The organism is Ruegeria sp. CDSA089 (assembly GCF_059612205.1).
This window is the reverse complement of sequence record NZ_JBXWQD010000002.1, coordinates 501769-514782: the sequence shown is the minus strand read 5'-3', so window position 1 is coordinate 514782 and position 13014 is coordinate 501769. Positions and strand designations below refer to the sequence as shown.

Here is a 13014-nt window from a genome sequence, read left to right as displayed (position 1 = left end):
CGAGGGCAAATTCCATGCCAGTTAAGGAAAATTAACGGTAAATCCGCTCAATTCGATACACCGCAGCCGCAACCGGGTAAGATGGTTTCACCGTTCTAGAGTGAGTGGTGTGTTCATCCGATCATCGAGGGTCCGCCCTCGGATACGGACAAGTTCTTGGTAACGAGTCTGCCGTTCCGACCCCAAATCGGAACGGCAATTCTTTTTCTCGCTCTGGCCCGATCAGGCCAAAGACGCTTTGATCTTTTCGGCATGTTGGGCGATCAGGTCGAAATCACCCATCGTCCCCGGTGCCCGCACCGAAACGCCTTCATGGCGCGGCAGGACGTGGAAATGCAAATGGAATACCTCCTGCCCGCCAGCGGCCTCGTTGAACTGCTGAACGGTTACTCCGTCTGCATCAAACGCCACCATCACGGCATGCGACATCTTCTGAACCGTCGCGATCACCGCGGCCAGTTGCTCGGGCGTGGCGTCCAGCAAGTTGCGGCACGGAGTTTTCGGGATCACCAGAAGATGCCCGTCCGAGCGGGGCATGATATCCATGAACGCCAAAGTGTCATCGTCCTCGTAGACGCGGGTCGAGGGGATTTCGCCGCGCAGGATCTTGGCGAAGATGTTGTCGGTGTCATAGGCGGTCATGTCTGGTCTCCGAATGCGGGGTTGCGTTTAGTTCTGAGGCGCGCCCCGGCGCGGGTCAAGCCGCGATTTGCTCCCGATTGCGCGACACTTGAATATTCGCCACCGATGCCCAAATAGCGGCTGTTCATGGTCGAAAAATCGCAGGCGCCCCGGGGACCCGCGACAATTATTCTTGATCCAGATCAAACTCGGCCATTGAAGGTGCCTCTTTCGCATTCTAAAACCAGCAGGAATCCCGCGCGTCGGAGAGGTCCGGCTGCGCGGTCGAATTGCAACAGGAGGCACCTAATGGCAGACGCAGCCATTCATGGTCACGATCATGAAGACGAGCGCAGCTTTTTTCAGCGCTGGTTCATGTCGACCAACCACAAGGACATCGGGATTCTCTACCTGATCTTCTCGGCGCTGGCCGGGTTCATCTCGGTGGCGATGACCGTCTACATGCGGCTCGAACTGATGCACCCCGGTGTGCAGTACATGTGCCTCGAAGGGTTCATGGCCGACCCGTGTACCCCTAACGGACACCTTTGGAACGTGATGATCACCTATCATGGTGTTCTGATGATGTTCTTCGTGGTCATCCCGGCCCTGTTCGGCGGATTTGGCAACTATTTCATGCCATTGCAGATTGGTGCGCCTGATATGGCGTTCCCGCGGATGAACAACCTGTCCTTCTGGCTGTACGTCGCTGGCACGTCGCTGGGTGTGGCTTCGCTGCTCAGCCCCGGTGGCAATGACCAGCTTGGTTCAGGTGTTGGCTGGGTTCTGTATCCGCCGCTGTCCACGACCGAGGGCGGCATGTCCATGGACCTTGCGATCTTTGCCGTGCACGTATCGGGCGCCTCCTCGATCCTCGGCGCGATCAACATGATCACCACCTTCCTGAACATGCGTGCCCCCGGCATGACCCTGTTCAAGGTGCCGCTGTTCAGCTGGTCGATCTTCGTTACCTCGTGGCTGATTCTTCTGTCGCTGCCGGTTCTGGCGGGCGCGATCACCATGCTGCTGATGGACCGCAACTTTGGCTTCACCTTCTTTGACCCGGCCGGTGGCGGCGATCCGATCCTGTATCAACACATCCTGTGGTTCTTCGGTCACCCGGAAGTGTATATCGTGATCCTGCCCGGTTTCGGCATCATCAGCCATGTCATCGCCACCTTCTCGCGCAAACCGATCTTCGGCTACCTGCCGATGGTTTGGGCGATCATCGCAATCGGTGTGCTGGGCTTTGTTGTGTGGGCGCACCACATGTACACTGTCGGCATGTCGCTGCGTCAACAAGCCTACTTCATGCTGGCAACGATGGTCATCGCGGTTCCAACCGGAGTTAAGGTCTTCTCGTGGATTGCGACCATGTGGGGCGGTTCCATCGAGTTCAAAACTCCAATGCTGTTCGCCTTCGGCTTCCTGTTCCTGTTCACCGTTGGCGGTGTAACCGGTGTGGTTCTGTCGCAGGCGGGCGTGGACCGGGCCTATCACGACACCTACTACGTCGTGGCACACTTCCACTATGTGATGAGCTTGGGTGCGGTCTTTGCGATCTTTGCCGGCGTCTACTTCTACTTCTCGAAGATGACGGGCCGTCAGTATTCCGAATTCTGGGGTAAGATCCACTTCTGGATGTTCTTCATCGGCGCAAACCTGACCTTCTTCCCGCAGCACTTCCTGGGCCGTCAGGGCATGCCGCGCCGCTATATCGACTACCCCGAGGCATTCGCCCAGTGGAACTTTGTGTCGTCGATTGGTGCCTTCATCTCGTTCGCCTCGTTCCTGTTGTTCTTCGGCATCGTGTTCTACGCCCTGTTCCGCGGCGCGAAAGAGACGCGTCCGAACCCGTGGAACGAATACGCGGATACGCTGGAATGGACCCTGCCCTCGCCGCCGCCCGAGCACACGTTCGAGCAGCTGCCCAAGCAGGAAGACTGGGACAAGGGCCACGCCCACTAATCCCGACCTGAACACAAAAAAACCCCGCCCAACTGGCGGGGTTTTTCTTTGCCTCTTAGGCACACAAATTTGCCTTCGATCCAATCGACACCGGCCAGAAAAACGCTAGAATTTCCTTATGCCCTATAGCTGGACCCAAAGATCGGACACGGAACAGGAACTGAGGTTGTGGCCCCATAACTCGCTGCCGCCCCGCTGGGCTGTGCGAGTGGTGCTGGCGGTGTTTCTGTTTGGCCTGATCCCGCTTATGGCGGTGCTCGGGTCCCCCTTATTGTGGGGGCTGCTACCGTTCCTGTTGATCTCGGTCCTTGGACTATGGCTTGCGATACAGGCCAACTACCGCGCCCGCAGCGTGTTCGAGGTTCTGACCCTTACCAAACTGCAAGCTCGGTTGGTGCACCACAACCCTAGGCACGGCAAACAGGAGTGGAGCTGCAACCGCTATTGGGCCCGCCCCGAAATGCACAAGCATGGCGGACCCGTACCCAACTATGTCACCCTCATCGGTGACGGGCGCGAAGTTGAGATTGGCGCGTTTCTTACCGAAGAAGAACGGATCGCCCTATACGACGATCTGAATCAAAAACTGCGCGACCCGGTCGCGCAGTAGATGCGGAGTTAGGATGCTATTGTGGTCAGCACCCGCCGCTGGCCGCAGCGCAGAGCTGATCCTTGACCATTGGACCGACCTTGCCGAAATCCATCTGACCGGTATAGCGCGTCTTCAACTCGCCCATGACTTTGCCCATATCGCGGATCGAGCCTGCCCCTGTAGCAGTAATCGCGGTCTGGATCGCTTGCGAGACCTCGTCCTCGTCCAACTGCTTGGGCAGGAATTCCTCGATTACCTCGACTTCGCGCAGTTCACGCTCGGCCAGGTCCAGCCGTCCGCCCTCTTCATAGGCGCGGGCGCTTTCCTTGCGCTGCTTGGTCATTTTGCCAAGGATTTCAAGCACCTCGGAATCGCCGCATCCCTTGGCCTCTTCATTGTCCGAAGCGCGCGAGGCGATGTCGCGATCCTTGATCGCAGCGTTGATCAACCGCAGCGTCGACAGACGCTCGGCCTCCTTGTCTTTCATTGCTTGCTTCAGGGCAGAGTTCACCCGTGATCGCATATCCATATGATCTGTCCATCCCCATGGAAAAGGAACCCCGACCATATCGAAACAAAAAGCGTGACACAACAGGGGGCAACAACAGTTAAGTTATTGATTTCTTTACATAGCCCAAAAATTGAACAGGCTTGACCCAAACGCGTAACCCCCTTAGGTATGCGCCGGTTTACCTTGCAGGAGAGTCGCGCCATGGCCCAGAACACCCCGTCCAAGCCCACCGCATGTCTGGCATTGGCCGACGGAACCCTGTTCTACGGGATCGGCTTTGGCGCCACCGGCCAAACTGTTGCCGAGCTGTGTTTCAACACCGCCATGACCGGCTATCAAGAGATCATGACCGACCCCTCTTATGCCGGTCAGATCGTAACCTTCACCTTCCCGCATATTGGCAATGTCGGCGTAAACCCCGAGGACGACGAAACCGGCGACCCCGTCGCGGCGGGCATGGTGGTCAAGTGGGACCCGACCGAGCCCTCCAACTGGCGCTCGGCCGAAGAACTGAAGACATGGCTTGCACGCCGTGGCCGTATTGCCATCGGTGGCGTCGACACCCGCCGCCTAACCCGCGCCATCCGCCAACAAGGCGCACCCCATGTAGCGCTGGCCCATGACCCCGAAGGGAATTTCGACATCGAAGCGTTGGTCGCTGCCGCGCGCGGCTTTGCCGGGTTGGAGGGAATGGATCTGGCCAAGGACGTCACTTGCGCGCAAAGCTATCGCTGGGATGAAGTGCGTTGGGCCTGGCCGGACGGGTACACACGCCAGGAAGCACCGGTGCACAAGGTTGTCGCCATCGACTACGGCGCAAAGCGCAACATTCTGCGGTGCCTGGCTTCGTCGGGCTGTGACGTAACCGTCCTCCCTGCCACTGCAACAGCTGCCGAAGTGCTGGCCCATAACCCTGACGGCGTGTTTCTGTCCAACGGCCCCGGCGACCCGGCGGCAACCGGCGAATATGCCGTTCCGATGATCAAAGAAGTTCTGGACACTACCGACTTGCCCGTTTTCGGCATTTGTCTGGGCCACCAGATGCTGGCGCTGGCCCTGGGCGGTCAGACGGTCAAGATGAACCACGGCCACCACGGCGCGAACCACCCCGTCAAGGATCTGGAGACCGGCAAGGTCGAGATCACCTCGATGAACCACGGGTTTGCTGTGGATGCGCAGTCCTTGCCCGAAGGCGTGGTCGAAACCCACCGCTCGCTGTTTGACGGATCGAACTGCGGTATTCGCATGTCCGACCGGCCTGTCTATTCGGTGCAATACCACCCCGAAGCGTCACCCGGCCCGCAGGACAGTTTCTACTTGTTTGAACGTTTTGCTCAGGCGATGGCCGCGCAAAAAGCACAAGCATAACACAAGCGAATCAAGGTTAACCGCTTGTTAACCTTAATGGATGAACCCTGACACCGGCCAAACGTGTCAGGGTTTTTTCGTGGTTGAACTGAACTTACAACATTTCGCACGCGCCGCGCCCATTCCGACGCGGGTCAGGCGGCCTCTGGGCACGTGTCTGCGCGACCGGGGCCTGATCACGCCGGATCAGTTAGAAAAAGCACTGCACCTTCAAGCGCGACAACAGGCACCGCTGGGTGAGATTCTGGTGACCGAGGGCTGGGTCAGCCGCGACGACGTTTTGCGCGCCTTAGCGGATCAAACCGGATTGCAGGTGGCGAACCTGTCCGAGACACCGACGCAGGATGGGCTCTGCCAGATCAAACCCATCGAATTCTGGTTGCAACACAATGTCATCCCCTGGAAACAGAGTGGTCCAATCCTGCTGATTGCCACTGCACGCCCTGACCGTTTCGACGCGATCCGCGATGCGATGCAGGATCAGGATTGCGCCATTGTGCCGGTGCTGTGTTCCTCCGGCGCGATTGACCGGGAAATCGCCCGCATTTACGCGCAGGACCTGGCTGAAAAGGCGGAAACCCGCGTGTCCGAGGATCAAAGCTGCCGGTCCTGGAGCTTGCGGGCCCGCATCGGCCCAACGGTGATGCTGTTGACCCTGATGACTGGCTTTCTGGTCTACCCGACACTGGGGCTATCAGTCCTTGTCGGCGCGGCTGTCGGGTCACTGGTTTTGTTTCTATGCCTTCGGCTGGCCGGGTTGTTGGCCTATTTCAAGCCCGTCCCGCAGCCACCGCGCTTACCGAAGGGCAAGCTGGATCGCCTGCCCTGCGTGTCGATCATGGTGCCCCTCTACAAGGAACGCGAAATCGCGGATGCTCTGATCCGCCGTCTGCACCGCCTGACCTATCCCAAAGCCTTGCTGGACATCGTTCTGGTGCTTGAGCAGTCTGACGACCTCACACGCGAAACGCTGTCTCGAGTCGATCTGCCAAGCTGGATCAGAACGATCGAGGTGCCCGCCCTGAACGGCCTGACCACTAAACCCCGAGCGATGAACTATGCACTGGACTTCTGCCGGGGCGACATCCTGGGCGTCTGGGACGCCGAGGACGCACCACATCCCGACCAGATCGAACGGGTCGTGCGCCAGTTTGCGCAGGCTGACGACGATGTGGTCTGTCTGCAAGGTGTCTTGGACTACTACAACCCGCGCACCAACTGGCGCTCGCGCTGCTTTACCATCGAATATAACAGTTGGTTCCGGGTCATCCTGCAAGGCATCGCGCGCATGGGCCTTGTAGTGCCATTGGGCGGCACAACCTTCTTCTTCCGCCGCGATAAGCTTTTGGAACTGGGCGGCTGGGATGCCCACAACGTCACCGAGGATGCCGACCTTGGTGTCCGACTTAGCCGCGCCGGATACCGGACCGAGATGGTCGATACCACTACCTATGAAGAGGCCAATTTCCGCGCCTGGCCCTGGGTTAAGCAACGCTCACGTTGGCTCAAGGGGTTCATGGTCACATATCTTGTCCATATGCGGTCGCCCCAGCGCCTGCTGGCCGAACTGGGCCCGCTGCGATTTCTGGGCGTGCAAGCGTTTTTCCTCGGCACGGTCGGGCAGTTCTTGCTGGCCCCTGCCTTGTGGCTGTTCTGGCTTACAACCCTGGGCCTGACCAGCCCGCTGGATCAGGTCATGCCCGGCGACATTCAGATAGGTCTGATTTACCTGTTCATCGCAGCCGAGATCATCAACCTGATTACCGGAATGCTCGCCGTCGCCGCGCGTGAGAGGCGGTTTCTAATGCCCTGGGTCCCGACCATGCCACTATATTTCCCTTTGGGCGTTCTGGCGGCATATAAGGCGCTGTGGGAACTGGTGATCAATCCATTCTTCTGGGACAAGACCCAGCATGGTCAGGCCTATGAAGAAACCGCGCCCTGATCAGGATTCGCGCCGAACAGCATCCTGTTTCAGCCGTGTCATGAAGGCGACCGAGATATGCTCCTTCAACGCGCGAGCCGCGGCCTCTTCATCGCGCGTAGCGATGGCGTCGACGATGCTCTTGTGTTCGTTCTGAGCGATCTCTCCCCGTCCCTGCACAGCCAGCGAGGTGGTCGCCATCAGCGCCATGGTGCGGTGCACAAGGTCCAGTTGCTGTACCAGATAGCGATTGTGCGAGGCCAGATGGATCTGTTCGTGAAAACGTCGATTGGCACGCGACAGAGCGGTCGGGTCATCGACCAGCGCATCGTCAGCGGCAACCATATCCTGCAGCACCTTGATCTCTTCCTCGGTGGCGTGTTTTGCCGCCAGACTGGCTGCCAGCCCCTCCAACTCGCGCCGTACCACGTACAGCTCGGCCATCTGGTTGTGGTCCAGCGAGGCCACAATCAGAGACCGCCCGTCCCGCTCAAGCAGCGATTGCGTCTCAAGTCGTTGCAACGCCTCGCGGATGGGCGTGCGAGATACGCCGAAACGCTCTGCCAGCTCGCTTTCGACCAAACGGTCGCCGGGTTTATACACACCCACGTCTATCGCTTCGAGTATCAGGCTGTAGGCGTCCCTGTTGGACTGTTTGGACTGGGGCATGGGGTGGTTCGTCTCCTCGTTCGAACCTGTCTATCCGTCACCGCCCCTTCGGATCAAGTGTGGCATTGAAAACCGCTGGCGCGCAGCCTAAACCAAGCCCATGGTCAAACCCGCCTTTTCTCACGTCACCCAATGGGTGTTCGATCTGGATAACACCCTCTACCCGCCCCATATGCGCCTGTTCGATCAGATCGAGGTGCTGATGACCGACTACGTGGTGCAGGCCATCGGCGTCGACCGGGCCGAGGCGGATCGGCTGCGCGGCCATTACTGGCGCGAATACGGCACCACGCTGGCCGGTCTGATGGCCGAGCATGATCTGGACCCCGATCCCTATCTGCACGCGGTTCACCAGGTCGACATGAGCCATATGGACCCCGACGCGGAACTGGCCGACCACATCCGTTCTCTGCCCGGCCGCCGTATCGTCTATACCAATGGTAGCGCGCCCTATGCCGAGCGGGTTCTGGCGGCACGCGGTCTGAGCGGGCTGTTTGATGCGATCTATGGGATCGAACATGCGGGCTATCGACCAAAGCCCCAGAAAGCTGCGTTCGAGGCAATCTTTGCCAAGGACGGGATCGACGCCAAACAAGCCGCCATGTTCGAAGATGACCCGCGCAATCTGGCCGCTCCGCATGCGATGGGAATGCGCACCGTCCACGTCGCGCCCGAGCCGCAAGAGGCCGATCACATCCATCATCACACCGACGACCTGACCGCGTTTCTGGCCCGCCTGCGATAGGCTGTCACACTGCGACCATCTGTGTATTTCGCGGGTGCAGCATCGCCCCTATATGCGCCTCAGCGACGAACAGAATCGGAGAAACCCATGAGCGCGATCGAGGTCCCTCGGCGCCTGCCCATCTGGCAGCGCCTGTTGTTTGCAATCCCCCTGTTTGGCTGGATGGCCAAGGACGTGGCCCAGAGCGACGGTGAGGATTGGGGTTATACGGCCCTGGCGATCTTCAGCATGTGGGGGTGTTCAATCTTGTTGTTCGGCCTGCCGGGTCTCTACATTCCCGCCGTGATGATGGTGCCGGTGATGTTCCTGATCCTCATCCTGATTTCACGCGGGTAAGGCACGGGACAGGATGTCACTTGGCACCCCGCACAGAACCGCACTAGGTTCTGCCCAAACGGAGGCCAAGCCCATGACAGATAGCTGTGACATCCTGATTTCCGGCGGTGGAATCGCCGGGTTGACCGCTGCGGCGGCTTTCGGAACAGCCGGGTTCGACGTGATCTGCGTTGACCCCACCCCTCCGGTGACGGAACGCGACGTGGACGGGTCCGACATGCGGACCACGGCCTTCCTGCAACCGGCGCACGGGCTTTTGGATCAATGCGGGCTGTGGGCGCGACTGGATGCCCATGCCGCCCCGCTGCAGATCATGCGCATCGTGGACGCGGGCGGAGATGTGCCCGAACCCCGCGTCGTGCGTGATTTCAACGCCGCCGATATCTCGGACCAGCCCTTCGGGTGGAACCTGCCCAACTGGCTGTTGCGGCGCGAGATGGTGGCGCGTTTGGCCGAACTGCCCAACGTGGATTTCCGCCCCGGCACCGGCACGGTCAGCCTGTTCACTCGCACCAATGAAGCGCGCGTGAGCCTGAGCGACAGCAGCCGCGTCCGCTGCAAGCTGGTCGTGGCCGCGGACGGGCGCAATTCGCCCATGCGCGAGGCGGCGGGCATCCAGACCCACACCACGCGCTACGGCCAAAAGGCTCTGGCCTTTGCCGTCACGCATCCGATCCCGCACGAAAACGTCTCGACCGAAATCCACCGTTCAGGCGGGCCGTTCACACTGGTTCCCCTGCCCGACTGGCAGGGTCAGCCTTCGTCGGCGATTGTGTGGATGGAGCGTGGGCCGCGTGCAGTTGAATTGCTGAACACTGAACCCGACGCGTTCGAGGCGCTGATGTCCGAACGGTCCTGCGGGTTGTTCGGGCCGCTGAAACTGGCCTCGCGCCGGACGATCTGGCCGATCATCAGCCAATCGGCCGAGCGCCTGTCAGGCGAGCGTATCGCCCTGATGGCCGAGGCCGCCCATGTGGTTCCGCCCATCGGCGCACAGGGGCTGAACATGTCCTTGGGCGATCTGCGCAGCCTTCTAGACCTTGCGCAAGCCCGCCCCGAGGGGCTGGGCGACGCGCAGATGTTGGACACCTATCACAAGTCCCGCCACACCGAGATCGAGATGCGCGTGAAGGGAATCGACCTGCTGAACCGCGCCTCGATGATCGAAGCACGGCCGCTTCGCGACGCACGGGCGATGGGGCTGAATGCGCTCTATTCCTTACCGCCGGTACGTAGAACGCTGATGCAAATGGGTCTGGGCGTGCGCTGACCCGCGCCTAGATCACCTGATCCAGCACGCGCTTCAGACGCGCAATCGTGCCATCCACATCATAAAGCTTGTCCAACCCGAACAGGCCCAGACGGAAAGTGCTGAACCCTTCGGGCTCATCGCATTGCAACGGCACACCTGCGGCGATCTGCATGCCCAAAGCTGCAAATTTCTTGCCGTTCTGCACTTCGGGGTCGCCCGTGTAGCTGACAACAACGCCCGGCGCGCCGAACCCATCAGCCGCGACCGAGACAACGCCCTTGTCCTTCAGCATCGCGCGGACGCCATTGCCCAACGCCCACTGCGCGTCGCGCAGTTTTTCAAATCCATAGTCTCGGGTTTCCGCCATCGTGTCCCGGAAATCCTTCAGCGAATCCGTCGGCATCGTCGCGTGATAGGCGTGACCGCCGCCCTCATAGGCCTGCATGATCTGCCGCCACTTTTTCAGATCCACGGCGAAACTGTCCGACGTGGTTTCCTCAAGCCGCGCCTCGGCCCGTTCGGATAGCATCACCAGACCCGCGCAAGGCGTTGCGCTCCACCCTTTCTGCGGGGCCGAGATCAGGACGTCCACGCCTGTCGCCTTCATGTCGACCCAAGCACAGCCCGACGCAATACAATCCAGCACCATCAGCGCGCCGACTTCATGAGCGGCCTCCGCCATCGCTGTTATGTAGTCGTCCGGCAAAATGACCCCCGCCGATGTTTCCACATGTGGGGCAAAAACCACATCCGGACGCTGGTCACGAATGGTCGCCACGACCTCGTCAATTGGTGCAGGTGCGAAAGGAGACGGGCTTGAGTTCCCGGTCTGCCGCGCCTTGAGCACAGTGGCCGAAGCCGTCAAGCCGCCAGTCTCGATGATCTGGCTCCAGCGATACGAGAACCAACCGTTGCGCACGACCACCACGTTTGCGTTGCTGGCAAATTGCCGCGCCACGGCCTCCATGCCGTAGGTGCCGCCGCCGGGGATGACCGCCACGCCATCCGCTTTGTAGACGTCCCGCAACATATTGGAGATGTCGCGCATGACCTGCTGAAACTGTGCGGACATGTGGTTCAGAGATCGGTCAGTGAACACCACCGAAAACTCCTCAAGCCCATTGGGATCAACAGTATCCAAGAGCGCTGGCATATTTTGTCCTTTCGATTTTCACGCGACCACCTGAGGGTCAGTCCCGGCTATTGACCCTACGGAAGATGGTAACTTCAACAAAAAAATTACTTTTTTCTCTTTCAATCGGGCACTAAATGACGCCAAACAGTGTCAGCCGCCCTTTACACCCTGACGTGTTTCTGACCAGATACGCACACTTTGAAGCAGAAAGGTATTTCTAATCGTGACGGCGCAAAAGCGGATCAGTTTTCAGGTTGTACGTGACGAAGTAAAGCGGCGTATCGAAACCCGTATCTGGCCACAGGGGTCGCTGCTACCAACGGAAACGCAATTGGCCGAGGAGTTCAATTGCGCGCGGGCGACGGTGAACCGGGCGCTGCGTGAATTGGCAGATCAGGGTTTTGTCGAACGCAAACGTAAAAGCGGCACGCGCGTTAAAAAAGAGCCGAGCAAACATGCTAAGCTGGAGTTCTCGCTGGCGCGTCAGTCGGTTGAAAGCCAGAACTCAACCTATCGATACGCTCTTGTCGAACGGAATGTGGTCCCCAGCCCGGGTTGGTTGGCATCGCAGCTTAGCGTATCGCCTGATGTAAAGGTTCTGCACGTCATCTGTATGCACTACGCTGACAACCGGCCTTTTCAGCTTGAAGAACGCTGGATCAATATCGACGCCGTCCCCGAGGTCGAGCACGCCAATCTGAACGATCACGGCCCGCATGAATGGCTGCTGAACGCCGCCCCCTTTACCGAGGCCGAGGTGGCGTTCTGCGCGATTTCTGCTGATGGACGGCTGGCAGAATTCATGGGCACGACGGCGGGGACCTCGATGATTCAGCTTGAGCGGACGACATGGAAAGATGGTCAACCCATGACATTTGCCCGAATGACGCACCATCCCGGCTATTGCATCAGAACCAAATACTGACTAGCCGATCGGCCCCGGCAAGCGTTCTTCACTGAGCAAAACATTGGCCTCGACATCGCCTGCACCGGGGAGGGTCATGATCCGACGGCGCAGCACCCGTTCGAAATCGGCCAGATCGCGCGCCACGACGCGCAGACGGTAGTCATATAGTCCCAGAACATGCTCGACCGTCTGAACCTCGGGGATGGCGCTGACGGCACGTTCGAAATCCTCCAGGCTGATCTGACCCTTGCGGGCCAGTTTGACGCCCAGAAACACCGTAACTCCAAACCCAAGCGCCTCGGCGTTCAGGCGCAGGCGCCGGCCTTTGATAACCCCTGCGTCTTCCAGACGACGGATGCGCCTCCATGTGGCGGGTTGGGACAGGCCCAGTTTGCGTCCCAGCGCCCCGGCGCTTTGGGATGCGTCCCGCACGAGCGCACGCAGAATTTTGCGGTCGATTTCATCCAACTCGTTCATACCGGCAGCACCACGTCGCTTTTGACCCGCGCGATATGCATCAACGCTTCGATATCGGCGATATGCGGCAAGGTGAGGATCTGATCGCGGTAGAGCTGCTGATAGTGCGACATGTCCCGCGCCAACACGGACAGGCGTACATCGACACGACCCAAAAAGGTCTGAATCTCGATCACTTCGGCCACGCTACGCGCGGCTGCGGTGAATTCGTCAAACGCACGGGGCTGGGTCTTGTCCAAAGTCACCCGCAACGAGACCTCGACAGCATAGCCTAAAGCCGACCAGTCTATGACGGCCTCCTGCCCCTCAATAATGCCAGCCTCCTGCATTTTTTCGATCCTGCGCCAGCACAGGCTTGTGCTGATGCGCGCGCGTTCCGCCAATTCCGCGGTCGAGAGGCTGGGATCGGCCTGAAAATGCCGCAGTAATCTGCGATCGACATCATCTAGCATGATTTTTTCACCAAGAAGCTAAATCAAGAATAAATTCTCACGCTTTCCGGAATAATT

General features: G+C 59.4%; 14 protein-coding genes. 8 read left to right on the top strand and 6 right to left on the bottom strand.

Annotation, left to right across the window (positions count from 1 at the left end; genetic code table 11):
* Positions 1-222: 222 nt before the first annotated feature.
* Entirely contained in the window at positions 223-642 is a 420-nt protein-coding gene (locus tag AC2FJ6_RS08215) for an HIT family protein (RefSeq protein ID WP_170769427.1), read from the bottom strand.
* Positions 643-930: 288 nt separating this feature from the next.
* On the opposite strand from AC2FJ6_RS08215, the gene ctaD reads away from it, so the two are divergent.
* Together ctaD and AC2FJ6_RS08205 are read left to right on the top strand one after the other, a co-directional pair.
* Positions 931-2589 (top strand): cytochrome c oxidase subunit I, encoded by a 1659-nt coding sequence (gene ctaD, locus AC2FJ6_RS08210; RefSeq protein ID WP_170769426.1) that lies wholly within the window; start codon positions 931-933, stop codon positions 2587-2589.
* 118 nt (positions 2590-2707) lie between these two features.
* Positions 2708-3199, top strand: coding sequence for a DUF2244 domain-containing protein (locus AC2FJ6_RS08205; RefSeq protein ID WP_170769425.1), 492 nt, complete (start codon positions 2708-2710; stop codon positions 3197-3199).
* Between the two features lie 25 nt (positions 3200-3224).
* On the opposite strand, the gene AC2FJ6_RS08200 is transcribed toward AC2FJ6_RS08205, so the two are convergent.
* The gene (locus AC2FJ6_RS08200; RefSeq protein WP_170769424.1) at positions 3225-3710 is read right to left on the bottom strand and encodes a GatB/YqeY domain-containing protein; all 486 of its coding nucleotides are present in this window, start codon (positions 3708-3710) and stop codon (positions 3225-3227) included.
* Positions 3711-3893: 183 nt separating this feature from the next.
* On the opposite strand from AC2FJ6_RS08200, the gene carA reads away from it, so the two are divergent.
* A complete protein-coding gene (gene carA, locus AC2FJ6_RS08195; RefSeq protein ID WP_170769423.1) occupies positions 3894-5060 on the top strand; it encodes a glutamine-hydrolyzing carbamoyl-phosphate synthase small subunit in 1167 nt (388 codons plus the stop codon).
* Positions 5061-5139: 79 nt separating this feature from the next.
* The gene (locus AC2FJ6_RS08190; protein WP_496668785.1) at positions 5140-7005 is read left to right on the top strand and encodes a glycosyltransferase; all 1866 of its coding nucleotides are present in this window, start codon (positions 5140-5142) and stop codon (positions 7003-7005) included.
* Here the strand turns inward: AC2FJ6_RS08190 and AC2FJ6_RS08185 are convergent, their stop codons facing one another.
* On the bottom strand, positions 7006-7653 hold the full coding sequence (locus AC2FJ6_RS08185; protein WP_170769421.1) for a GntR family transcriptional regulator: 648 nt from the start codon (positions 7651-7653) through the stop codon (positions 7006-7008). It lies immediately after the preceding gene.
* 100 nt (positions 7654-7753) lie between these two features.
* On the opposite strand from AC2FJ6_RS08185, the gene AC2FJ6_RS08180 reads away from it, so the two are divergent.
* The 3 genes from AC2FJ6_RS08180 to AC2FJ6_RS08170 all read left to right on the top strand — a co-directional run bounded on the left by AC2FJ6_RS08180 (position 7754) and on the right by AC2FJ6_RS08170 (position 10004).
* Positions 7754-8398: a pyrimidine 5'-nucleotidase gene (locus AC2FJ6_RS08180; protein ID WP_170769420.1), complete on the top strand. Its 645-nt coding sequence runs from the start codon at positions 7754-7756 to the stop codon at positions 8396-8398.
* Between the two features lie 87 nt (positions 8399-8485).
* On the top strand, positions 8486-8734 hold the full coding sequence (locus tag AC2FJ6_RS08175) for a hypothetical protein (protein ID WP_170769419.1): 249 nt from the start codon (positions 8486-8488) through the stop codon (positions 8732-8734).
* A gap of 73 nt (positions 8735-8807) precedes the next feature.
* Positions 8808-10004 carry a UbiH/UbiF family hydroxylase gene (locus tag AC2FJ6_RS08170; protein ID WP_170769418.1) on the top strand — a complete coding sequence of 399 codons (1197 nt, stop codon included), beginning with the start codon at positions 8808-8810 and terminating at the stop codon, positions 10002-10004.
* 7 nt (positions 10005-10011) lie between these two features.
* On the opposite strand, the gene AC2FJ6_RS08165 is transcribed toward AC2FJ6_RS08170, so the two are convergent.
* Positions 10012-11139, bottom strand: a complete 1128-nt coding sequence (locus AC2FJ6_RS08165; protein ID WP_170769417.1) for an aminotransferase class V-fold PLP-dependent enzyme — start codon at positions 11137-11139, stop codon at positions 10012-10014.
* A 205-nt stretch (positions 11140-11344) separates the two neighbouring features.
* On the opposite strand from AC2FJ6_RS08165, the gene hutC reads away from it, so the two are divergent.
* A complete protein-coding gene (hutC, locus tag AC2FJ6_RS08160; protein ID WP_170769416.1) occupies positions 11345-12046 on the top strand; it encodes a histidine utilization transcriptional repressor HutC in 702 nt (233 codons plus the stop codon).
* On the opposite strand, the gene AC2FJ6_RS08155 is transcribed toward hutC, so the two are convergent.
* Positions 12047-12505, bottom strand: a complete 459-nt coding sequence (locus tag AC2FJ6_RS08155) for an Lrp/AsnC family transcriptional regulator (protein WP_170769415.1) — start codon at positions 12503-12505, stop codon at positions 12047-12049.
* Positions 12502-12957, bottom strand: a complete 456-nt coding sequence (locus tag AC2FJ6_RS08150; protein WP_170769414.1) for an Lrp/AsnC family transcriptional regulator — start codon at positions 12955-12957, stop codon at positions 12502-12504. Before AC2FJ6_RS08150 ends, AC2FJ6_RS08155 begins: the two co-directional genes overlap by 4 nt.
* Between the last annotated feature and the right edge of the window lie 57 nt (positions 12958-13014).

Coding starts and splice junctions, on each gene's coding strand:
- AC2FJ6_RS08215 (WP_170769427.1), bottom strand. CDS start 642: ATGACCGCCTATGACACCGACAACATCTTCGCCAAGATCCTGCGCGGC.
- ctaD (WP_170769426.1), top strand. CDS start 931: ATGGCAGACGCAGCCATTCATGGTCACGATCATGAAGACGAGCGCAGC.
- AC2FJ6_RS08205 (WP_170769425.1), top strand. CDS start 2,708: ATGCCCTATAGCTGGACCCAAAGATCGGACACGGAACAGGAACTGAGG.
- AC2FJ6_RS08200 (WP_170769424.1), bottom strand. CDS start 3,710: ATGGATATGCGATCACGGGTGAACTCTGCCCTGAAGCAAGCAATGAAA.
- carA (WP_170769423.1), top strand. CDS start 3,894: ATGGCCCAGAACACCCCGTCCAAGCCCACCGCATGTCTGGCATTGGCC.
- AC2FJ6_RS08185 (WP_170769421.1), bottom strand. CDS start 7,653: ATGCCCCAGTCCAAACAGTCCAACAGGGACGCCTACAGCCTGATACTC.
- AC2FJ6_RS08180 (WP_170769420.1), top strand. CDS start 7,754: ATGGTCAAACCCGCCTTTTCTCACGTCACCCAATGGGTGTTCGATCTG.
- AC2FJ6_RS08175 (WP_170769419.1), top strand. CDS start 8,486: ATGAGCGCGATCGAGGTCCCTCGGCGCCTGCCCATCTGGCAGCGCCTG.
- AC2FJ6_RS08170 (WP_170769418.1), top strand. CDS start 8,808: ATGACAGATAGCTGTGACATCCTGATTTCCGGCGGTGGAATCGCCGGG.
- AC2FJ6_RS08165 (WP_170769417.1), bottom strand. CDS start 11,139: ATGCCAGCGCTCTTGGATACTGTTGATCCCAATGGGCTTGAGGAGTTT.
- AC2FJ6_RS08155 (WP_170769415.1), bottom strand. CDS start 12,505: ATGAACGAGTTGGATGAAATCGACCGCAAAATTCTGCGTGCGCTCGTG.
- AC2FJ6_RS08150 (WP_170769414.1), bottom strand. CDS start 12,957: ATGCTAGATGATGTCGATCGCAGATTACTGCGGCATTTTCAGGCCGAT.